Genomic DNA, 23,319 nt, shown 5'->3' with positions numbered 1-23,319 from the left:
CTAGGCGCTATAATAAAAATAACAGTAAAGGAGGAAGTGTAATGGATGAACGAAGACCAGATCCCGAAGAATTGTTAAAACAGATTAAACAAGAAGAGATTGCTAAACAGCGCGGTAAATTAAAAATATTTTTTGGCTACGCAGCGGGTGTTGGAAAGACTTATGCCATGTTGGAAGCAGCTCATGTTGCTTATCATGCCGGTGTCGATGTAGTAGCAGGCTATGTTGAGCCGCATCAGCGTCCGGAAACATCAAAATTATTGGACGGATTAGAGGTCTTACCTCCTTTAAAAGTTACTCATAACGGAATCATGCTCAATGAGTTTGATTTGGATGGTGCATTAAAACGAAATCCCGATTTAATATTGGTTGATGAACTGGCTCATACAAATGATGAGCAGTGTCGGCATTTAAAACGATATCAGGATATTAATGAATTACTAGATCATGGCATCGACGTTTATACAACGATAAATGTTCAACATATTGAGAGTTTAAACGATATTATTGCTTCAATTACTGCAGTTGTGGTCAAAGAGCGAATCCCCGATTATATTTTTGATAATGCCGATCAGGTAGAACTAGTTGATATAGAGCCTGAAGATTTAATTAAGCGTTTAGAGGCTGGGAAAATATATCAGAAAAATCAGGTTCAACGAGCATTAGGAAACTTTTTTATGCTTGATAACTTGATTGCTTTAAGAGAGATTGCACTCCGTCGTACAGCTGATCGTGTTAATAAAAAATTTGAGCAAATTAAACCTAAAAACGGCGAACATCATTATACCAATGAACATATTCTAATTTGTTTATCACCAGCTCCTTCAAATCAAAAAGTTATTAGAACAGCCGCTCGAATGGCTAATGCTTTCTTTGGTGAATTTACAGCAGTTTTTGTAGAGACGCCTAATTTTGAAAAAATGCCGACTAAAGTTAAACAGGCATTAAGAGCCAATACTAAATTGGCTTCTCAATTAGGGGCTAATATAGTAAATTTGTATGGTGATAATGTTCCTGAACAAATTAGTGAATATGCAAGGTTTGCTGGAGTATCAAAAATCGTATTAGGAAGAACTAATACTAAACGACGTTTTTCGCACAATAGTTTTGCAGATCAATTAATCGCTTTAACACCAACGATCGATATTTATATCATCCCAGATAAAATTAGAAACAATTATAAGCATACGTCTTTAAAACCGCGACAATTTTTTTCTTTATCAATTAAAGATACCATCCTTTCAATTGTAATTATTCTTATTGTTACATTATTAGGAATTTGGTTTAGAGATTTAGGATTTGGTGAAGCTAATATTATTATGGTGCATATTCTAGGTGTTTTAGCAACTTCATTATTAACGGAAAATCTAATTTATACTCTTTTGTCGTCTTTAGTAAGTGTGCTATCTTTTAATTTCTTTTTTACTATTCCGATGCACTCATTTACAGCATATGATAAAGGTTATCCAATAACTTTTGTAATCATGTTTTTAACAGCTTTTATCACAGGTACTCTAACTAAACGAGTAAAAGAACAAGCTCGTCTATCAGCAATAAAAGCTTTTCGAACAGAAGTTCTATTAAAATCGAGTCAAAAATTGCAACGGGCTAAAACAAAAAAAGAAATAATTGATGAGATTTCTAAACAATTATTTAAACTTCTAGATAAGACAATTATTTTTTATCCTGTTGAAAATCATGAACTAAGTGAACCACTCGTATTTAAAAGTAATGAACAGGAAGATGAAAAAATTTATTTGAATAAAGATGAGGAAGCGGTAGCTTCTTGGGTTTTTAATAATAATAAACATGCTGGTGCTTCAACAACGACGTTACCCGGAGCAAAATGTCTATACTTAGCTGTTCGTTGTGAAGATAGTGTTTTGGGAGTAATTGGAATCTATTTAGATAAGACAGCGATCGATGATTTTGAAAACAATTTATTAATGGCTATTTTAAATGAAGGAGCGATGGCTTTAGAAAAAGAAGCTTCAAATAGTAAAAAACGTGAAGTTGAAATTAAAGCGAATCAAGAAGAACTACGTGCAAATTTACTACGCTCTATTTCTCATGATTTGCGTACACCATTGACTAGCATTTCTGGCAATGCGGGAGTTTTATTAGATAGTGCAGATAAACTATCTAATGAACGTAAAATAGAAATATATAGTGATATTTACGAAGACTCAATGTGGTTGATTGATTTAGTAGAGAATTTACTTTCAATAACAAGGATTGAAAATGGGAATATTCAAATAAATAAGGAAGCACAATTAATTAATGAAATTGTTTTAGAAGCGATGCATCATATTAGTAAAGATAGTGCAGATCACATTATTCAATTGGACTTATCAGATGAGTTCATTTTTGTAAAAATAGATGCCCGACTGATTATGCAGGTTATTATTAATATTGTAAATAATGCAATAAAATATACACCGTTAGGTTCAACTATAAAAATTACAACTAAGAAGCTTAATCAGGTATTATCACTAGAAATCAGTGATGATGGAGAAGGCGTTCCTGATGATCAAAAAGAAAAACTTTTTGAAATGTTTTATACTCGTAATAACTTAAACGGAGATAGTCGTCGTGGGTTAGGATTGGGTCTGGCTTTATGTAAATCAATCGTTGAAGCTCATGACGGAAAAATTAAAGTAATCGATAATTATCCCCGAGGATCAATTTTTGTAATTAATTTGCCATTAGAGGAGGTAGATATACATGGATAAACCATTAATTTTAGTCGTAGAAGATGATCGTGCTGTACGAAGTTTGGTAACAACAACATTAGATACACATGATTATAAATATATTACAGCCCAAAATGGCCAACAGGCACTGTTGGAAATTGTTTCTCGTCGTCCTAATATTATTTTACTAGATCTTGGTTTACCCGATATGGATGGAATTGAGATTATTAAAAAAGTGCGGAGCTGGTCAATTGTGCCAATCATTGTTATTAGTGCTCGGAGCGAAGATAAGAGTAAAATAGAAGCTTTGGATACTGGAGCTGATGATTATTTGACAAAACCTTTTAGTATAGATGAGTTATTAGCACGGCTTCGGGCAACGATGCGAAGATTAAAATATCTTGAACATCAAGAAATTGAAGATGTTGTTTTTACTAATGGGGATTTAAAAGTTAATTTTGATTCTGGCTGTGCCTATTTAAATGATCAAGAATTACACTTAACCCCTATCGAGTATAAGTTATTGTGTTTATTAGCAAAAAATATTGATAAAGTTTTGACTCATAATTATATTTTAAAAGAAGTATGGGGTGATGTAATTCAAAGTGATGTCCCATCTTTACGAGTTTTTATGGCAACTCTACGAAAGAAAATAGAATCAGATACAACTAATCCTAAATATATTCAAACTCATGTAGGGGTTGGTTATCGAATGTTGAGAGTAGAAAGAGAGAAAGAGTAAATCACTTTCTCTTGAATCATTGAGTAGCAGGCTAGGAGGTTAATATGAAGAATAAGGATAATTATGTTAACTTAACTAAAATCATTGTTATATGGATATTAGCAACAATTTCATCATTAATATTAGATTATTTTAAAATAAGGGTTGAAAACATTCTTTTAATTTATGTTGTTGGAGTACTGATAAGTATTATTGAAACAAGTAATATTGCCTGGGGAATAATTTCAGCAATAATTTATATTATGACTTTCAATTATCTTTATACCGATCCTCGATATACTTTTTTGATTAATGATCCTAATTATTTAATATCTGTTTTTATTTTTATTATTGTTGCAATAATTGTTTCTACATTAACAAATCGACTAAAAAAACAGCGTGAGATTGCTTTGTATCAAGAAGAAGTGACATCTAAAATAAATCAAATTAGTAGTGGCTTTTTAAATCTATCGGGTTATGAGGAAATAAGGACTTATTGCCAGGACAGTTTATATAATTTAACGAAAATAAAAAATGAAGTATTTCTATATCAAAATAAAGAGTTTCAAGATTTAATGGCATGGTGGTGTTATTGTCATGGTGAACCATGTGGAAAGGATCAAAAGAAATTCACATATTTAAAGGAAGTATATTTACCAATCAAAAAGGATAATTATACGTATGGTACGATCAAATTTGATTGTAATCAAAGAACTATTACTGATGAAGATCTTATTTATATAAAAACAATAATTGCGGAGTTGATTTTAGTATTACAAAGAGATCTTTTAAGCCATGAAAAAGAAGAAGCTAGATTACAAGTGGAGCGAGAAAAATTAAAAAGTACTTTATTAAGAAGTATTTCTCATGATCTTAGAACACCATTAACTAGTATTGCTGGTGGGGCTAATTTTTTAGTAAATAATTTGGATATAGTTGAGTCTGATACTAGTCTAAATATTATTCAAGATATTAGTAAAGAAGCAATGCGTTTAAATGGGATGGTTGAAAACCTATTAAACATGACAAGGATTCAAGAAGGAAATTTTAAAATAAATAAAAAACTAGAAGTAGTTGACGATATTATATCTACAGCAGTTTCAGCAATTACTAATCGTAAAGAAAATCATGAATTAGTTGTTAAAGAAACCAAAGATATTATTTTGTTTCCCTGTGATGCTCAATTAATTGTTCAAGTACTCGTTAATTTATTAGATAATGCTTTTAAACATACTCCTGACGCTAGTAAAGTGATGTTAAAAGCATTTGTTCGAAATAATAATATTATTTTTCAAGTAATTGATAATGGTAAAGGAATTGAAATAAAGCAGCTCAATCATATCTTTGACGATTTCTTTACAACCAGTCTAGATAATGGTGATCATAAACGTGGAATTGGGCTAGGTCTAGCAATATGCAAAGCAATTGTTGAAGCGCATAAGGGTGAAATCAAGGCCTTTAATAACGATTTAGGTGGGGCAACATTTGAATTAAGCCTACCGTTGGAGGAAGAGAACAATGAATAATACAACAATTCTAATTGTTGAAGATGACAAAACAATTCAAAACTTTCTAAAAGTAACTTTAAAAACTCAAAATTATAACTATATTATTGCCGAAACTGGACTAAGCGGTTTATCACTTTTCTATGCCAATCGACCAGATTTAGTTTTACTTGATTTAGGTTTGCCGGATATTGAAGGAATTGAGGTGCTTAAACAAATACGTCAAAATTCAAGTATACCAATTATCGTCGTTTCAGCTCGTTCATCAGAAACTGAAAAAGTTATGGCACTTGATTATGGTAGTGATGACTACGTGACTAAACCTTTTAATGCCGCAGAACTATTAGCACGAATTAGAGCAGCACTACGGCATTGCTTAAAAGAAAAAGTTAGCGAACCAATATTTGAATTAGATTATTTGAAAGTTGATTTTGAACGACGACACGTATGGGTCAAAGATCAAGAAATTCATTTAACACCAATTGAATATAAGATGTTAGTCTTATTGATTACTAATCGTGGAAAAGTATTAACCCATCATTTTATTCAAGAAAATGTCTGGGGATATGAAACTACAGATGATTACCAATCATTACGAGTATTTATGGCTAATATTCGTCGTAAAATTGAAATTGATAGTTCCTCACCACATTTCATTATTACTGAAGTTGGGGTAGGATATCGGTTTGTTGAATAATATTAATATAATCTTTATATTTAGGGCTAAGATTATAAATAGAAAATTTATTCCTTTCCATGCTACGATATCAGTGTAGAAAGGGAGTGATTATATATGTTGAAAACAGCATATATTTATCCTCATAATACCCCAAGTATTGTAAATAGAGGAAAGATTATAAACTATACAAAATATTTTATTACTGATGTATTTTGTGTTTTCAAATTGGCTTTATTAATGCTATTGACTGGTGCATTAATGGTTGGCGGATTATTCCTTGTTGTAGGAATGCCATACTTTGTTGTATCATTATTTATTTAATCAATTTAGATAAAAAGACATAGGGTAAAAACTCTATGTTTTTTAATAAGTATTTGGTAACTATCAGTGTTATTAACAAATTTAGATTTATATTTTAATGTTTTTAGGAATAGTTTTAATTCGTTTAAAATAACTAAATTATTTTTATTAAATGGAATCGTACTAGTAATAGGCAATCCAAAAGATAATGTTTGTCTTGCAATGGTGTTATCTGCTAAACTATGATCAATTATGAAATTAAATAGCTGTTCAACAATAATAATTATCATAGTTTTTTTCAGTAATTATGATAGAAGCTAGATATAAAACAAGATTAATATTTTTATCAATTAATTTATTAATATATTGATCTAAGTAAAAATTTTTTATTTTGTTAGACAAGCCTTGTTTTGAAGAAATGAAGACTACTTTATTTGTATTATCTTTGATTATTAAAATGATGATTGCCATTAAAAATATTTCCGCAAGCAAATGGTTTTCTTGATACAAATACTGGTTCTAATTATCGCTTGGATTTATTAACAGCATTAGCTAATTTTTTACTGGGTTCTCACTTTGGTGATTTATTAAAAAATTAATATAATTTTAATAACTAAATAGACTAATAATTATTGTAAAAGCAAGAGTGATAAGTTTAGCTCTATAGCTAATATCGATTCTTTTCATTTCATGCTCCGATCTTTATTGATAAGCTCCGATTAGTAAAAGAATAGTGATATTGGTGTCTTTTAATAATCTCAATACAGTCATTAAGGGTTTTTAGATCATCATCAAGATAATTAAAATTATTATTTGAAAAAGTTATTTTATGATGATTTAATTCAATAATTAGTTCGTCGTTTTGATTACTATGGCGCAGAGAAAAATTATATAACCTTGTAACCAAATCAATTATCTGTTCACGATTACCTTTGATAATCATCATTTGTGGTTTATAGGATAACTTTATCTTTTTAAAATTCAACACATTAGCACTGTTGTGTACTAATTGGGTGATTAGTTGTGAAATATCTATTTCTTCTATATTTTCTGGAATCGAATCAAAACTCGAAGCTTTAGAATCAGGAGAAACTGGAATTTGTTTTTTTTCAGCAAAGATTATTCCTACTCCAAGATAGATCATCCCTAAAAGGATGAGCGCTAATAAATAGTTATAATAGTGTGTTGCTAAATAATCAAAAAAGGTATACTCTTCAAATAAACCATCAAATTGATACCAGACTAAATAGCCTTTTTCATTAAAATCATTAATTCCATATAGCTCATTAAAGTCAGTATGCTGGCTATATTTTCCTGATAATTCTTGAATACAAATACTTGATGTAATTGTACTTGTTGTTTCTAGAATCTGCTTTTGATTAGAATCAATATTTTGATAATAACCGTTTTGATCAAGATTTTGATAATTTTTTTTAAAACATTTTTCTAAATTTTCATAAGATTGCAGGGTATAATTGTAAGCATAGTCGCTATCATATTCATAAATAGTAATTAAAGGGCAGTCTAGACTGACAAGCTGGCAAGTAATTGTTGAAGAATTTGCTTGCCCTAAAATAACTTGTTCATCAAAGGCTAAATATGATAGTTTTGAAACTTCAATAAAATCATTGTTGTTTTGATCATAATTTAATGTAACATTAATTGTTTCAATATTATTTTCTGATACTTGAGAAAGTAGATATTGGCTTAAAATTTTTAATTGATCATAATTTAGCTGCTTTAATGAGATAACTGATTCTTTATTATTACTATTTATAGTCATTGACCAAGTTTCACTGGCTGGTAAATAGGGATTAAGCTCTTCATCATAAACAATATAGGTATTTGTAAGAATACGCTCGAATTGTGCATTAACGGCATCTTCAACATGATATGAAGAAATTTTTAAATCATCATTAATACTATCAGCAACAATTTTAACAGGTGAATCGTCTTTATAGATCTGTTTAGCCTTTTGATAATCTTGGTATGTAAAAAAGCTTATTATGATAGCGATACTAAAAGTTATAAGAATCATTATTTTAGCAAGTTTATTAAAGTGGATTCGTTTCATCGGTTGCTCCTTTAATTATTTGTTTAAATAATAAATTATTGTGGTCAAAAGTATACTCATAATTATGAATTTTAATAATTTCTAAACAGTCATTTAATGCAGTTAAGTTTTCAGTAGTATAAGTAAAATTATCATTAGTGAAGGATAGTCCGTTTTCGATAAAAATAATCGATAAATTATCATTACTAGCACTATATCTAATCGCAAAATTATATAAAGTAGTTATAAGTTTTGTTATTTGTTTACGATTCCCTTTAATAATAGTTGTCTGAGGCTGATATGATAAAATCAATTTTTTAAATTGTAATAAGTTTGAGCTATTATCAATAAGTTCAGTAATAATCGGTTCAATGTCAACATCTTCAACATTCTTTGGTGTAACTGCGGGAACTGGATTAAGAACAATTGTTTCATATTGTGGTAAAGTGATGATATTTCGTTTTAAGATTAAAATAAAGAGAATACTAGTTATGCCAATAAGAAGATATATATAGTAATAGTCAGTAAAATAATTAAAAATAGTATATTTTTGATAATAATCGTCTACTTGATTCCAGACTAGATAGCCAAGACGATCATCAGGATAATCAAATTCTTTAGCTGAAAATGAGTCATGATGACTATATTCGCGTGACAGTTTTTGGATACAGTAACTAAAATTATATGCATTTTCTTCTGCTTCGTTATTTATTTTAAACGGATCATCATCAGGGGTCGATAGTTTATAGTAACCGTCATCTTGAGTTTTTGTATAATTTTGCTTAAAGAAATTTTCTAAATAGTTATATATTTTAATGTTTGAATTATAATAATAACCATTCCAGTCTTCATCTGATGGAATCTGAATATCTAGAAATGGTGTATATAGATTTGTGAGTTCGCAAGTAATGGTAGCAGTAGAGTCATTAGAGATATATACTTCGTCATTGATTGCAAAGTAAACTAAATTACTTACGATAATATGGTTATCGGTAATTGCAGAATAATTAAAAGTTACATTGATTGTTTTAGTCTTATCTTCATCCATCAAGGCAATAAGTTTTTCACATATTGATTTTAATTTTTGATAGCTGATTTCACTGAGTGAAACCTCAGCAATATTATCACCATTTTTAGCAGCAAAGCGCCATCTTTCATGAGGGGCTAAGAATGGTTGAAAATCTTCATCAAAGGCTAGATAAACTGATGTGACGTTTCGATCAATATTAGCTATAACAACATCTGTAAACCGTGAATAGTTATATTTTAAATCATCATTAATATCATCAGCAACATATTTAGTTGGCCAGTCATCTTTTATTGTTGCTTTATGTGCATAATAGCCAAAGTAAGTGAAGATTGTAGTAATCATCATCATGGTGATAATATAGATACTTGTTATTTTGGTAAATTTGTTTAGTCGTAACATGATTGATTTCCCCTTTCATCATATAGTAATCAAATTTATCAAGTAAATTAATAATTTCCCCTTTTTTTAATTTTATCATTATTTTGCTTTAAAGACTTGTAAGATAATAAAAAAGCAGACTTTAGTCTGCTTGATTATGGCATTTAGACTTGAAAATAATGCCACCAATAACGAACATACATGCAATCACCACAACTCCGTATTTTGAATTATCTGTAATTTGAGTAGTAATCCCCATTAATAAAGTTCCCATAAATGAGGCTCCCTTACCAAATATATCAAAAATTCCAAAATATTCACTCGCCTGACTTTCTGGAATGATTTGAGCATAATATGATCGCGATAATGCTTGAATTGCGCCTTGAAAAACAGCAACAAAAACAGCTAATACCCAGAATTTCCAAGCTGTATCAAGCCATAAAGCAAAGACAGCGATGAAAAAGTATCCAATAATGCAAGAAAGGATCAATGATTTAACAGGGAATTTTTTAGCAAGTTTTCCAAAAATCAAAGAAAATGGAAAAGCTACTACTTGAGTAAGTAATAAAGCTAGTAGTAAACTATTATCATCAATTCCAACATCTTTTCCATATGAAGTTGCCATCTCAATAATAGTATAAACACCATCAATATAGAAAAAGAATGCGATAAGGAAGAAGAGTACCTTTTTATTATTTTTAATACTAGTTAGAACACGTTTTAAATTATTAATAATTGGTTCTTTAGCGGTTGTATAATTAATTTGCTGATAGTTTTTCAATAATGGGATAGTAATAAAAAACCACCACAAAGCATTCATGATAAAGGCAATTGCTGTTGCCATAACAGTTGAAAGGCCAATTGTATCACAACCTAAAATCAATAGTAGACTGATTGTAAAAGGAATACAACTACCGATATAGCCCCAAGCATATCCGTGTGAAGAAACTTGATCAACCCGCTCATATGTCGTAATATCAACCAGCATAGAATCGTAAAAGATCAAACTGGTCGCAAACCCCGTTTTAGCAACGATAAAAATAGCTAAAAATACAATCCAGCCAACTGGAATAGAAAGGGCAGCTAAGCCTAATACTCCCATCATCATAAAGAATGTAAAGATTGGTTTGCGCACACCTTTACGATCACCAATACTTCCCAGCATAGGTCCTGCTAATGCAACAATCAATGTTGAAATTGAAATAGCATAGCTGTAGTAAGCAGTAGAATCACTTAAAGATATTCCGGCTTCAGTAGCTAAGTTTTTAAAATAGATTGGAATAATAGTTGATACTAATAATACAAATGCTGAATTTCCGACATCATATAAAACCCAATACTTTTCTAATTTTGTTAGTTTATTCATAGTTGTAATTGAATCGTTTTGATATTGCAGTATTGTTCTGGTAACTGTAATAATATTCGATTATCTCCTTTGTGGCAATATTTATCGACTGGTTAAAAAGATTAACTAATATATCAATGTTTTCTTCAATTCTTTTTTCTGGTTTTGCAGTCATGACCATTCCACAGTATAACTTAGCATTAACAATTTTCATTCCTGTTAGAATCAAAGATCTTTTTAAAACACTCCGGCAAGCAAAAAGATGATTAAAGCGTTTAAATGATTTTAAAGAAGCTAAGATCGTGGCTGGAGCTAAATTAAAAAACGGAGCAATAATTTTAGCATTTTCAAGATTGATCTGGTAATGTTTTGGGGTTGAATAGTTAAATGATTCATGGTTTAGTATCATAAATCGCTGATCTAAATCTCGCTCGATTTCAAAGTGACCAATTTCACGATTAATCATTGTTTTATCGATGTAACCATGACATTCACTATCTAAAATAAAGTGATTAATAAAACCCAAAATATAGGCTAATGATTTTTCGTTTGGTTGTTCTTTTAGAAGTTTCATTGCATTTTCAAAGAAAGCTCGTGCAATATCTTGGTGTAGCTGATTACCTAAAGTATTGACAGGATTTTTTTTAAGCGGTTGATAGAAAAATAAAATATCAGGGCCTTGAAGACCAATATTGTAGAGATTTAAATTATCATTAATAATTTTTTTAATTGTAGTATTTTCAAGCTTATTTAAAACTTGATTCCCAAATTGCTGATGTGTATAACTTGCCGGCATAGTTAACCTCCCATTCTTGGATATTATATAAAGATATGATTTGTTGAACGAGCATGATTAGTTTAAGATTAGGTAAATATTTATTTAAGAAATCTTTTGATTAAATTATACTGTAATTCGAAGAATAATTACAATTTATTAATAATAAAACTGTTCATTTATAATGAACAGTTCAATAGATTATATTTAAAAAGCAATAATTTTATTTGAAATTATGTTCAAATCGATATGATAGAGAACGATCATACTTAATTACATCAATAAAATTGTAGATTGCTTCATATGATTCACTAATACTTTGATTAAATAAACTTTCTAACTTTTCTAAGTATGGGTCGACTAATTTATTTGGTCTGTAATTTACAACAAACCCCTGGAATCGTTTATATGTAAACGTGATTTTTAAAACTAGGTAAATCAAGCCCCGTTTATAAAACTGTGGTGCTAATAATAAACGATCATAGAACTTCATCCCTTTAAGACTCTTATAGAGTTCTTTTTTTGTTGCTTTAAAATATGGCTCAATGTTGTTGAGCGTATGATCATTAACCTTAATGTGATCAGTTAATTTAGTTCTTAGAGGATCTAAACGATCTTTGACCATAAAATAACGATCGAGCTCAGTTTCTATTTCAAAATGAGTTACACCAGTTTCTTTGATAATCGTATTAATATACGGGTGGCAGTTACTATCAAGAATGTAGTGACAGATGAAACCACAAAGATAAGCAAATTGTGGGGCACTTTTGGTTTCTTTTAAGATTTCTAAAGCTTGGTAAAAAAAGATGTCAGCTCTTTCTTTATGCATAGCACTACCTAAACGATTGATTTTACTATGGATATACGGGCGGTTATAAAAAAGAATATCAGGACCATGTAATCCAATATCAAATAGATCTTGATTAGTTTCCAAGACATGTTTAAGGGGCTGATTTAATTCATCAAGCACTAATTGTCCAAGACGATAATGACTATAAGCTGCCGGCATTATTTTAGATTATCGTATTCATTGGCTTTAAAACCAACTAATACACTATCCTTAGTTTCAACAATTGGTCTTTTTACTAACATCCCATCAGTAGCTAACAATTCTAATTGCTCATCTTCAGTCATTGTGGGAAGTTTATCTTTTAATTGGAGTTCTTTGTATTTTAAGCCAGAAGTATTAAAGAAGCGTTTGAGCGGTAAGCCGCTTTTTTGATACAAAGCAGTTAATTCTTCTTTGCTTAAACGTTCTTCAACGATATGTCGATCATGGTGATCAATCCCAAGTTCATCAAGATATTTCTTGGCCTTCTTACAAGTACTGCATTTTGGATATTCAATAAAATTTATCATATTCTCACCTCGTCTATAGTTTAACTCATTTTATCCTATTTTAACAATGTTATGCATAGAAAAATAAGTTATAATTTAACCCGGATATTTTTCCTAACAGTTAGGAAAAAAGATTGCAACTTAGGAAAATGAATGCGTGATATATTATAAAAGGAGCTGATAAAGAAATGCTAAACAAACGCCAAACAAATATTATTGATCTTTTAAATGATTATGGAAAATGGATTACTGGTAAAGAAATCGCAAAAGTTCTAAATGTATCTGACCGAACAATTCGTTCAGATATAGAGAATATTAATAATTATTATGATTGTATACTGATTCAGGCTAATAAACGTCTAGGATATCGTTTAGATGAGACATTATTGCATAAGCAGGATATTGAAACTAAAGATATAATCCCACAAACTTCCCAAGAACGTTGTATATATATTATTCAAGAACTTTTGTTTAAAAGTCATGAAATTAATTTGATTGCCTTGCAGGATCAGGTTTTTGTAAGTGGTTATTCAATTGATAATGATATAAAAAAGATCCGTAAAATGATTAATGATTACCCTAGTTTAAAACTAGTTAGATCTAAAAATTATATTAGTTTAGAAGGAAATGAAACAGATAAGCGAAAGTTATACAAACAGTTATTGACGGCAGAGACACAAGGGAATTTTATGAATTTAAATTCAATTGCAGGATTATGGAATAGTTTTGATCTATTAGAAGTGAAAGATATACTAGAAGAAATTTGTGAAAAATATGATTATCAGATTCATGAGATGACTTTTCCAATGATCATGATTCATGCCGGAGTGGCGATTGAGCGGATCATTAATCATAACTATATTAAGAATCAAACAATTAGTGAAAAATTAGAAAGCAGTCGAGAATATCAGATTTCATATGACTTCTTTACACAGGTTAGTACGATGATCAATATTGAACTTGTTACTGATGAAGTAATTTTATTTGCTTTATTATTAATGGGAAAAAGGGCAAATGATTATCGTAAGGATATTATCAAAGAAAAGCTGGCAGTCGATGTTGAACATTTAGTTGAAGCAGTAATTGTTGAAGTTAAGGAATATTTTGATATTGATTTTTCAAAAGATAAGGATTTAAAAGTGGGTTTAGCAATGCACTTACAATCATTGTTAGAGCGTCAAAAAAATAATGTTCAAGTAACTAATGTCTATCTTCAAGAAATTAAACGTAAGTATCCTTTAGTATTTGAAATGGCAGTGCGTGCAGGCGAGGTATTAGCTGAAACTTGTGAGGTTAATATTAATGAAAATGAATTAGCGTTTTTAGCTTTGCATTTAGGAGCAGCGTACGATCGGGTCAATTCTTTAAAACGCTATCGTGCGATTATGATCATTCCTAATAATCAGATGCTATCAAAGATGTGTCGGGACAAGTTAAAAATTCGTTTTGAAGAACGAATGATGATTGTTCAAAGCTATGGCTTTTTTGAAGAATCGATGGTTAAGGAAGAAGAACCGGATTTGATTATTACAACAGTACCACTAAAACATAATTTAAATATCCCAACAGTCCAAGTAACTTTATTTATTAATTATGAAGATGAAAGTAAAGTATTTCAGACACTAAATATTTTAGATAAGCATCGCTATCATGATGATTTTGTTTCATTGATCAAAGAATTGATGCGTGAAGATTTATTTCATGTAAAAAATACTATGAATAATCCTAAGGAAATCATTGATTATTTATGTGATGAACTGATTGAAAAAGGGTTAGCAACACAAAGCTATAAAGAAGATGTTTTTAGGCGTGAAGCAGTTTCTGCAACTTCTTTTGTAAATGGATTTGCGGTACCACATTCAATTGAAGTATCAGCAAATGAATCATGTATATCAACTTTAATTTTAGATAAACCGGTGATTTGGGGTGGTTTTGAAGTGAAATTGATTATTCTTCTTGCAATCAGAGAAACAGATAATCATTTATTGAAAATCTTTTTTGACTGGTTGAGTAGTATTGTCAGTGATTCAAATAAATTCACCCAACTGTTAGAAGTTCGGGAACATCAAGAATTTATGGAACAAGTAATAATGTAAGGAGAGAAAGATGGCAACTAAAGTAGTAAAAGCGAAAAAAGAAAGAAAAATAAGGTATGAAGATGCTCCATTAGTAAAACGATTTATAAGCTATTTAATTGACTGGTATGTCGGGGCTTTATGTACTGCGATTCCGATTGCGATTATTTCACAAAAGTTAACGAATACAATGTTAAATCAAAACATTGTTGAATTTAAACAGCCATATGGGATCATTGCAGGAATTTTAGCTGTTTTATTTGCAATTTTTTACTTTGTAATTGTTCCAGCTTATATTTATCCGGGGCAAACGCTCGGCAAGAAAATTTGTAAAATCAAAATTGTTAAAGTGAATAATGAGCAAGTAACAATAAAAAATATGCTATTAAGACAATTATTGGGAGTTATTGTAATTGAGGGTGTTTTATATACTGCAAGTGCAATCTGGCATGAACTGGTTACGATTATTACCCAAACAAATTTTGTTACACCTTTGATGTATGCAGGATTTGTAATTAGTGGAATCAGTATTTTACTTTATTTATTTAAAGGAGAACATCGTACTTTGCATGATTATTTAGGAAATACTAAAGTAGTGCTATGTAAATAATTTCCTAAGTCTAGGAAAGATGACTAGCAACAATAAAAAAATTAATTACTTATAATGTTGATTGTAAGGGTATTGGAGGATAAAAAATGGATGGTTTAGAGTTAGTGAGTTTTAAAATTATATCAGCTGTAGGAATGGCTAAATCAAGTTTTATCGAAGCAATGAAGGTTGCTGCTAATGGTGAATTTGATGTAGCTAGAGCAAAAATCAAGGAAGGTGAAGAATCTTTTAACGGTGGACACTTAGCCCATAGTGAATTGATTCAACAAGAAGCTAGTGGAAATCATGTTGTACCAAGTATTCTGTTAATGCATGCCGAAGATCAATTAATGTCAGCTGAAACAATTAAGGTCATGGCTTTAGAAATTATTCGTTTAAATGAACGGGTCAAAGCATTAGAAAAATATTAACAATAACAAAGGGAGGACAAAGAAATGAAAAAAGTTTATCTATTTTGTAGTGCGGGAATGTCAACAAGTATGTTGGCAAGTAATATGCAGGATGTTGCTAATCAACATAATTTACCTATTAAAGTTGCTGCCTTTCCCCACAATAAATTAGAGGAGATTATCTCAGAGGATCGTCCGGACTGTATTTTATTAGGACCACAAGTGAAATACATGTATGAGGAAACGGTAGAACAATTTGGTAGCCAAGGAATTCCTATAGCTGTAATCGATCAAGGTGATTATGGCATGATGAATGGTGAAAAAGTTCTTAAATCAGCGATTAGACTGATAAAAGCAAATAAATAAAAAGGAGGGTAAAAGAATGATTAAAAAACTTGAAAAAATATTAATGCCTTTAGCCGAAGCTATTGGCCGTAATAAATATTTAGTATCGATTCGTGATGGGTTCTTAGTATCAACACCATTATTGATTGCCGGTTCAATTTTCTTACTGATTGCAAATTTTCCAATTCCTGCATGGACAGAATGGTTAAGTTCAGTAGTCATTAATTCAAATACAGGGGAGACATTAGCTGCTTTTATTGAAAAGCCATCAGGAGCAACCTTTACTATTATGGCAGTCTTTGCTGTAGTAGGGATTGCTTATTCATTTGCTCGTCAGATGAAGACTGATAAAATATTTGGAGCAGCGGTAGCTATCATGGGATGGTTCTTGATCATGCCTTATACGGTAGAAGGAACTGTAGAAATGGCAGGTAAAGAAATACCAATATCTTTAACAGGTATCCCAACTGGATGGGTTGGGGCAAAAGGTATTTTTGTTGGAATTATCTGTGCATTTGTAGCTGTGCATATTTATTCATGGGTTGAGAAAAAAGGCTGGGTAATTAAAATGCCGGCAGGAGTACCGCCTACTGTCGTACAATCGTTTGCGGCTTTAATTCCAGCAACTGTTGTAATGACTTTCTTCTTTGCAATTAACTTATTATTTGGTTTTTTAGGGACAAATGTGTTTCAAATTATATTTGAATTCTTACAAACACCATTACTTAATTTAGGAGATACTTTAGGAGCGATGATTATTGCTTATATCTTCTTGCATTTATTCTGGTTCTTCGGAGTAAATGGGGGTTCAGTAGTTGGTGCTGTATTTAATCCAATCTTACAAACATTGTCAGTAGAAAATATTGAATTCTTTAAAACGGGTGTTGGTGAAGGACATATTATTTGTCAACAATTCCAAGATTTATTTGCAACTTTCGGGGGTTGTGGTTCAACATTATCATTGATTATTGCAATGTTATTATTCTGTAAATCTAAACGAATTACAGAATTAGGAAAATTATCATTAGTACCAGGGATTTTTGGAATCAATGAACCAATCGTATTTGGGTTACCAATCGTGTTAAATCCAACAATGATTATTCCGTTTATTTTGGTGCCAACAATCAATATTATTATTTCTTATCTTGCGATGTCTGCGGGGTTAGTACCGATTTGCTCAGGGATTAATATTCCATGGACAACCCCAGTAATTATTTCTGGATTTTTGGCAACTAACTGGGTTGGTGCTATTTTGCAAGCAGTCTTACTAGTATTAGGAATCTTTATTTACATGCCGTTTATTAAAATTATGGATAAGCAATATATTAACGACGAAGCTAATGCAGTTCATGAAGCAGAAGAAGACGATTTTTCATTAGATGACTTATCATTTGATGATTTATAGGAGGCAATTTTATGAAAGTAATTATGATTTATGATCAAATTCAATCTGGTGCAGGAATCAAAGATGACCATATGATTCCTTTAGGAGCTAAAAAAGAACCGGTTGGACCAGCAATTATGATGGAACAATATTTAAAAACAGTTGACGGACGCGTGATGGCATGTTTATATTGTGGTGATGGGTATTATGAAGCAAATCCTGAAGAAGTTAGTCGTAAACTATGCGCGATGGTTAATAAGTTAAAACCTGATGTAGTAATGTGTGGACCAGCATTTAACTATTTAGGTTATGGCAAGATGGCAGCTAATATTGCCTATGATATTAATCAGACAACAGATATTCCTGCATTTGCAGCAATGTCAAAAGAAAATGAAGAAACGATTAATGAATTTAAAGATAAAATTCATATTATTGAAACACCAAAAAAAGGTGGGATTGGCTTAAATGAATCATTAGATGGAATGTGCAAATTAGCGAAAGCATTAGTTGATCATGAAGATCTAAATCCGATTACTTCAAAGTATTGTTTCTAAACTAAAAAGGATGCGGATAACGCATCCTTTTATCAAAAAATAAAGGAGGAACTCTTAGATGTGGGGTATTATTGCAACATGGCGAATGGCCGTAGAAGGAATCAGTAAAGCAAGTCAAGTTTTAGCAGAAGGTGGTGACGCTGGTGACGCAATCGAAATAGCGGTTAGAGAGGTAGAGGACTTTCCGTACTATAAGTCAGTTGGATATGGCGGGTTGCCAAACGAAGAAATGGAAGTTGAATTAGATGCGGCTTTTATGGATGGTGATACATTAGATATTGGTGCGGTAGCGGCAATCAAAGATTATGCAAATCCAGTAAGTATTGCAAGACGATTATCAAAAGAAAAAGTGAACAATTTGTTAGTTGGTGAAGGCGCTGAAAAATTTGCTCATAAAGAAGGTTTTGAAAGAAAGAATATGTTGACTGATCGTGCTAAAATTCACTATCGTAATCGTGTAAAAGAAGTTCAAGCATTGGAAATTAAACCCTATTCAGGACATGATACGGTTGGAATGGTATGTTTAGATACTCATGGTAAAATGACTTCGGCTACTTCTACAAGTGGCTTATTTATGAAAAAAGCTGGTCGGGTCGGAGATTCACCGATTTCTGGATCGGGCTTCTATGTTGATAGTAAAGTCGGTGGTGCAAGTGCAACTGGCTTAGGAGAGGATGTTATGAAAGGGTGCGTAGCTTATGAAATTGTTCGTTTAATGAAAGATGGAATGCATCCTCAGGCTGCTTGTGAAAAAGCGGTTAATATGTTTGATTTAGAATTAAAAGAACGCCGTGGTCAAGCAGGTGATATGTCTTTGGTAGCAATGAATAATAAAGGAGAATGGGGTGTTGCTACAAATATTGAAGGATTTTCATTTGCTGTTGCTACTGCTGACCAAGAACCAATTGTTTATTTGACAGAAAATAAAGATGGAAAATGTATACATACGGTAGCTAGTCAAGAATGGTTAGATAATTATATGGCTACAAGAACAGCCCCTTTAGAAGAAAAATAAGATGGAAGATATAATTTTAAAAAAAGTTGATGATATTGCTGAACAAATGATTAAAAGTATTATTGAAATTGTAAAAATCGATAGTGTTGAAACAGCTCCTTTAGAAAATGCTCCATTTGGCTCAGGGGTCAAAGCAGCTTTAGATGCTGCTTTGGATTTAGCTGCTTCGTTGGGATTTGTAACAACAAATATTGATAATTATATCGGATATGCAAGTTATGGTGAAAGTAAAGATTATATTTGTGCTATTGGTCATTTAGATGTTGTTCCAGTTGGGACAGGCTGGAAACAGCCTCCGTTTAGTGGGTATGTAGAAGATGGGGTGATTTATAGTCGGGGAATTTTAGATAATAAAGGACCAATCTTATCATGTCTATTTGCTCTTTATGCACTTAAAGAATTAAAACTTGAATTAGCTCATGAGATTAGAATTATCTTTGGTTGTGATGAAGAATCTGGTTTTGAAGATTTAAAATATTATTTAAGTAAAGAAAGACCGCCGTTAATGGGATTTACACCAGATTGTAAATATCCTGTTGTTTATGGTGAGCGTGGACGGGCTATAATTAAAATATGCGGGAAAAAGGATAGATTAAAAGAATTCTTTGATTTGGTCAATAATTATATTTTAAATGCTAAAAATAATGGTGAAAGGTTTAATATTGATTTTCAAGATCAAGAATTTGGATTATTAGAAGTTCGAAATTATCAATTAGAATTAGACGGAGATCCAAGTATTCAATTTAGTGTTAGTTATCCAGCGAGTGTCACAGTGGAAACAATAGTCAATAATATAAAGATGGTAGTTAGCAATTTTGAAGTTAATTTAGTGGGAAATTATGATCCTGTAAAATTCCCGCTAAAATGTAAATTAGTAAAGACATTAGTCCATACTTATGAAAAGGTAACTGGAGATGATGGAACACCAGTTACTACAACCGGTGGGACATATGCTAAGTTGATGCCTAATATTGTTCCTTTTGGACCATCATTTCCTGGTCAAAAAGGAATTGGTCACCAACCTAATGAATGGATGACAATTGAAGATATTATTACAAATGCTAAGATTTACGCCTTAAGTTTATATAATCTAGCAAAATGAAAGTAGGGATGCAGAGTGATTGAAATATGTTGTGGAAGTTATGAAGATGCTCTAAATGCATATTATGGTGGAGCAAAAAGAATTGAGTTGAATAGTGCCTTACATTTAGGTGGTCTAACACCTAGCATTGGTTCATTAAAATTGACAAAAAATACTACAAACTTAAAGGTAATCTGCATGGTTCGACCACGTGGAGCGGGATTTTGTTATACAGATATTGAATTTAAACAGATGATGATAGAAGCTAAGGATCTATTAGAAAATGGAGCCGATGGTATAGCCTTTGGATTTTTATTAAAAAATAATGAAATTGATATTGAAAGAACCAAGGAAATGGTTTCACTAATAAAGTCTTATCAAAAAGAAGCGGTTTTCCACCGTGCTTATGATTGTGTAAAAGACCCATATGCCAGTATTGAGATATTAATTAATTTAGGCATTGATCGCTTGCTTACGAGCGGACTACGAGCTAAAGCCGCTGATGGTAAAGATTTAATCAAAAAATTACAAACAAAGTATGGCGATAAAATAGAAATATTAGCTGGAAGTGGAATTAACAGTACAAACGGACAAGCAATCATGGAATATACAGGAATCGCTCAAATTCATTCTTCATGTAAAGATTGGCAAAATGATCCAACTACAAGTGGAGAATTTGTAAACTATTGCTATGGACCGGCAGAGCATAAAGATGATTTTGACATGGTTAGTAAGGAATTAGTTGAAAAATTAGTGAAATTAGGATTATGAAAAACAAACTCTGGTTTCGATATCTAATAACGATTGTAGCAGTAATTGCATCTTCTTTTTTGCAAACATACGCTATCAAAGTTTTTGTAGAACCAGCTAATCTGTTATCTAGTGGTTTTACTGGTGTAGCAATTTTAATTGATCGAATTACTTCATTATATGGCTTTAATTTTTCTACTTCTTTAGGACTGATTGTTTTAAATGTACCAGTAGCAATCTTATGTTTTAAAAGTATTGGAAAGAAATTTGTTATTTCTTCTTTGTGCCAAGTTTTTTTAACAAGCTTTTTATTAAGGATTTGTACATTCCCACCGTTATTTAATGATGTTATTTTAAATGTTTTTTTTGGTGGATTTGTTTATGGGATGTCGACAGTAATTGCATTAAGAGGGAATACTTCATCAGCTGGTACCGATTTTATTGCTTTATATGTTTCTAATAAAATGGGTAAATCCATCTGGGAGTATGTTTTTATTTTCAATGCCTTGATTCTTTGTATCTTTGGTTATATGTTTGGCTGGATATATGCAGGCTATTCAATTGTCTTCCAGTTTATTTCAACCAAAACAATCTCATCATTTTACCAAAGGTATAAGCGGGTAACATTGCAGATTACAACAACCCACCCGGAACAGATAATTGAAAGATATGTTAAAGATTATCGTCATGGTGTTTCAGTTGTTAATGGTTATGGTGGTTATAGTAAAAATCCAATGAGTTTACTTCATACGGTTGTATCTGCTTATGAGGTTCAAGATATTGTTCAATTAATGCATGAATCTGATGAAAAGGCGATAATTAATGTTATTCCTACGGAAAATTTCTTTGGCGGTTTTTATCAACGCCCAATTGAATAAAAAACAACTGCTTTATTTAGCAGTTGTTTTTTTGAGAATAACTTATTTTAAGTAACTTTAACATAACGATCAAAATGATCTCCTAAAAAACTGTTTAGTTCACTTTTAAATTTGGGAGACTGGTTGATGATTCGCTGATTTCCAATCATAGGATTAAAGTAGCGATGTTTAGCATTTATTTTATAATAACCTGCTTTTTTATTATGACTAATATCAACTTGATGAAAATGACAAAAAGCTTCCCATTTATCGCTTAATTCTTTGTCTTTGCAGATGTTTTTAATGACAGAACTTTCATTAGTATATAAATCATCTTGTGTGATAAGCTTTTTTGTCAACGCAGTTTTTAATAGATTAGCTAAATATTCCATACAATATCGATTTTCATCAGAGGTGTAAACACGACTGCATTGAAACATTACTTTTGTCAACATTATTGCTTTATCTTTACTTTTAAAGATAATTTCATCTTTTTTATCATTAATTATTAAATCGTAATAAATTGACTTAATTTGTTCGACTGATAAAAAATTATAATAATATGCGTTTGCAAGAGTATATTCTAATCGATCAGCTGATAATTTAGGACTTTCATTATCGGCAATTGGATATTTATGATAATCATAGATTAGATTAATATCTATCTCGTATTTAAGAAAAATTTTTTGTAATTCACGACTATTAAAAATCATCTTTTTTGTTTCAGCTTCAGTAGACTCTTGTTTTTCATAATCATTATTCAAGAAGTCAATAACATGAGCGAATACAGGGGTGGCTATATCATGTAATAGAGCTGCAACAGTAGCATGCTTATCATGAGTAAAATGATAAGTTATTAAAGAAACGCCAATACTATGATCATATCTTGAAACTCCAAAACTATTTTTAAATGTTTGAAACTGTGTATATTCCATTCCACAATTCATTCCAATATCTTTGAGGCGAGTAAAGATATTTGTGTTCATGATTTCTAAAAGATACGGTGGAATCGTATCATGATATATTTTATAAAACATTATTATCTCTCCCTGTGTTAATTATAGTTGCTCAAAGGGATCATATTTAGGAAGTGATGATCCAAATTCTTTTAATGATTTTATAAGACTATTAGGACTCCATTCAATCAAAGATATACCATCAAATTCATGAACGCCATCTAAGTCAATACAACTAAAGTGCCATTCAACAATAGAATGTTTATTAGTGTGAATAAATTGTTTAATTTCCCACTTATCTAATTTAAAGTGTTCGTGCCAGTCATTGAACCATTTTTTTATTTCAATGATTCCTTTGTATTCAGGACCCCAAGATTCACTATAATAAGCATCGGATTCAAAAATCACTTCAAAATTATTCCAATGGGAATCAAACCATGATTGAAACCATTCAATTATTAGATCTTCTTTCATAAAAATTATCCT

General features: G+C 30.9%; 23 protein-coding genes. 15 read left to right on the top strand and 8 right to left on the bottom strand.

Annotated features, from left to right (window positions below):
- Positions 1 to 41 precede the first annotated feature (41 nt).
- The 5 genes from EYR00_RS15310 (at position 42) to EYR00_RS15290 (ending at position 5,919) form a co-directional block, all read left to right on the top strand.
- Positions 42 to 2,732 carry a sensor histidine kinase gene (locus EYR00_RS15310; RefSeq protein WP_003535600.1) on the top strand — a complete coding sequence of 897 codons (2,691 nt, stop codon included), beginning with the start codon at positions 42 to 44 and terminating at the stop codon, positions 2,730 to 2,732.
- A complete protein-coding gene (locus EYR00_RS15305; RefSeq protein ID WP_003535601.1) occupies positions 2,725 to 3,435 on the top strand; it encodes a response regulator in 711 nt (236 codons plus the stop codon). Before EYR00_RS15310 ends, EYR00_RS15305 begins: the two co-directional genes overlap by 8 nt.
- A gap of 44 nt (positions 3,436 to 3,479) precedes the next feature.
- Positions 3,480 to 4,940 carry an ATP-binding protein gene (locus tag EYR00_RS15300; protein WP_003535602.1) on the top strand — a complete coding sequence of 487 codons (1,461 nt, stop codon included), beginning with the start codon at positions 3,480 to 3,482 and terminating at the stop codon, positions 4,938 to 4,940.
- Positions 4,933 to 5,616 (top strand): response regulator, encoded by a 684-nt coding sequence (locus EYR00_RS15295; RefSeq protein ID WP_003535603.1) that lies wholly within the window; start codon positions 4,933 to 4,935, stop codon positions 5,614 to 5,616. The genes EYR00_RS15300 and EYR00_RS15295 overlap by 8 nt, the downstream gene beginning before the upstream one ends.
- Before the next feature lie 96 nt (positions 5,617 to 5,712).
- The gene (locus tag EYR00_RS15290; RefSeq protein ID WP_003535604.1) at positions 5,713 to 5,919 is read left to right on the top strand and encodes a hypothetical protein; all 207 of its coding nucleotides are present in this window, start codon (positions 5,713 to 5,715) and stop codon (positions 5,917 to 5,919) included.
- Between the two features lie 667 nt (positions 5,920 to 6,586).
- Here EYR00_RS15290 and EYR00_RS15285 read toward each other — a convergent pair.
- From EYR00_RS15285 to EYR00_RS15260, 6 genes are all read right to left on the bottom strand, one after another.
- Positions 6,587 to 7,972 (bottom strand): hypothetical protein, encoded by a 1,386-nt coding sequence (locus tag EYR00_RS15285; RefSeq protein ID WP_003535622.1) that lies wholly within the window; start codon positions 7,970 to 7,972, stop codon positions 6,587 to 6,589.
- A complete protein-coding gene (locus tag EYR00_RS15280) occupies positions 7,953 to 9,380 on the bottom strand; it encodes a hypothetical protein (protein ID WP_040434129.1) in 1,428 nt (475 codons plus the stop codon). Before EYR00_RS15280 ends, EYR00_RS15285 begins: the two co-directional genes overlap by 20 nt.
- A 121-nt stretch (positions 9,381 to 9,501) precedes the next feature.
- Positions 9,502 to 10,725 carry an MFS transporter gene (locus EYR00_RS15275; RefSeq protein ID WP_003535624.1) on the bottom strand — a complete coding sequence of 408 codons (1,224 nt, stop codon included), beginning with the start codon at positions 10,723 to 10,725 and terminating at the stop codon, positions 9,502 to 9,504.
- Complete coding sequence (locus EYR00_RS15270) at positions 10,718 to 11,500, bottom strand: zinc dependent phospholipase C family protein (protein ID WP_003535625.1); 783 nt, start codon at positions 11,498 to 11,500, stop codon at positions 10,718 to 10,720. The genes EYR00_RS15275 and EYR00_RS15270 overlap by 8 nt, the downstream gene beginning before the upstream one ends.
- Positions 11,501 to 11,702: 202 nt before the next feature.
- Positions 11,703 to 12,488, bottom strand: coding sequence for a zinc dependent phospholipase C family protein (locus EYR00_RS15265; RefSeq protein WP_003535626.1), 786 nt, complete (start codon positions 12,486 to 12,488; stop codon positions 11,703 to 11,705).
- A complete protein-coding gene (locus EYR00_RS15260; RefSeq protein ID WP_003535627.1) occupies positions 12,488 to 12,838 on the bottom strand; it encodes an arsenate reductase family protein in 351 nt (116 codons plus the stop codon). The genes EYR00_RS15265 and EYR00_RS15260 overlap by 1 nt, the downstream gene beginning before the upstream one ends.
- A 167-nt stretch (positions 12,839 to 13,005) precedes the next feature.
- Here EYR00_RS15260 and EYR00_RS15255 point away from each other — a divergent pair, with 167 nt between their 5' ends.
- The 10 genes from EYR00_RS15255 (at position 13,006) to EYR00_RS15210 (ending at position 21,898) form a co-directional block, all read left to right on the top strand.
- Positions 13,006 to 14,913 (top strand): BglG family transcription antiterminator, encoded by a 1,908-nt coding sequence (locus tag EYR00_RS15255; protein ID WP_003535628.1) that lies wholly within the window; start codon positions 13,006 to 13,008, stop codon positions 14,911 to 14,913.
- Positions 14,914 to 14,923: 10 nt separating this feature from the next.
- Positions 14,924 to 15,502 carry an RDD family protein gene (locus tag EYR00_RS15250; RefSeq protein ID WP_003535629.1) on the top strand — a complete coding sequence of 193 codons (579 nt, stop codon included), beginning with the start codon at positions 14,924 to 14,926 and terminating at the stop codon, positions 15,500 to 15,502.
- Between the two features lie 86 nt (positions 15,503 to 15,588).
- A complete protein-coding gene (locus EYR00_RS15245; RefSeq protein ID WP_003535630.1) occupies positions 15,589 to 15,912 on the top strand; it encodes a PTS sugar transporter subunit IIA in 324 nt (107 codons plus the stop codon).
- Between the two features lie 24 nt (positions 15,913 to 15,936).
- On the top strand, positions 15,937 to 16,257 hold the full coding sequence (locus EYR00_RS15240; protein WP_003535631.1) for a PTS sugar transporter subunit IIB: 321 nt from the start codon (positions 15,937 to 15,939) through the stop codon (positions 16,255 to 16,257).
- Positions 16,258 to 16,273: 16 nt separating this feature from the next.
- A complete protein-coding gene (locus EYR00_RS15235; protein ID WP_003535632.1) occupies positions 16,274 to 17,641 on the top strand; it encodes a PTS sugar transporter subunit IIC in 1,368 nt (455 codons plus the stop codon).
- An 11-nt stretch (positions 17,642 to 17,652) separates the two neighbouring features.
- Positions 17,653 to 18,174, top strand: a complete 522-nt coding sequence (locus tag EYR00_RS15230) for a GrdB-related putative oxidoreductase (protein ID WP_003535633.1) — start codon at positions 17,653 to 17,655, stop codon at positions 18,172 to 18,174.
- A 58-nt stretch (positions 18,175 to 18,232) separates the two neighbouring features.
- On the top strand, positions 18,233 to 19,189 hold the full coding sequence (locus tag EYR00_RS15225) for a glycosylasparaginase (RefSeq protein WP_003535635.1): 957 nt from the start codon (positions 18,233 to 18,235) through the stop codon (positions 19,187 to 19,189).
- A 1-nt stretch (position 19,190) separates the two neighbouring features.
- On the top strand, positions 19,191 to 20,291 hold the full coding sequence (locus tag EYR00_RS15220; RefSeq protein WP_003535636.1) for a Sapep family Mn(2+)-dependent dipeptidase: 1,101 nt from the start codon (positions 19,191 to 19,193) through the stop codon (positions 20,289 to 20,291).
- Positions 20,292 to 20,306: 15 nt separating this feature from the next.
- Complete coding sequence (locus tag EYR00_RS15215) at positions 20,307 to 21,041, top strand: copper homeostasis protein CutC (RefSeq protein ID WP_003535639.1); 735 nt, start codon at positions 20,307 to 20,309, stop codon at positions 21,039 to 21,041.
- Positions 21,038 to 21,898, top strand: coding sequence for a YitT family protein (locus EYR00_RS15210; RefSeq protein WP_003535645.1), 861 nt, complete (start codon positions 21,038 to 21,040; stop codon positions 21,896 to 21,898). Before EYR00_RS15215 ends, EYR00_RS15210 begins: the two co-directional genes overlap by 4 nt.
- Positions 21,899 to 21,945: 47 nt before the next feature.
- Here the strand turns inward: EYR00_RS15210 and EYR00_RS15205 are convergent, their stop codons facing one another.
- Complete coding sequence (locus tag EYR00_RS15205) at positions 21,946 to 22,914, bottom strand: HD domain-containing protein (protein ID WP_003535646.1); 969 nt, start codon at positions 22,912 to 22,914, stop codon at positions 21,946 to 21,948.
- A 21-nt stretch (positions 22,915 to 22,935) separates the two neighbouring features.
- Positions 22,936 to 23,307, bottom strand: coding sequence for a nuclear transport factor 2-like protein (locus EYR00_RS15200; RefSeq protein WP_003535647.1), 372 nt, complete (start codon positions 23,305 to 23,307; stop codon positions 22,936 to 22,938).
- Positions 23,308 to 23,319 lie beyond the last annotated feature (12 nt).

It is taken from the genome of Thomasclavelia ramosa DSM 1402 (assembly GCF_014131695.1).
Classification (GTDB): domain Bacteria; phylum Bacillota_I; class Bacilli_A; order Erysipelotrichales; family Coprobacillaceae; genus Thomasclavelia; species Thomasclavelia ramosa.
This window is presented reverse-complemented; position numbering and strand designations above follow the sequence as displayed.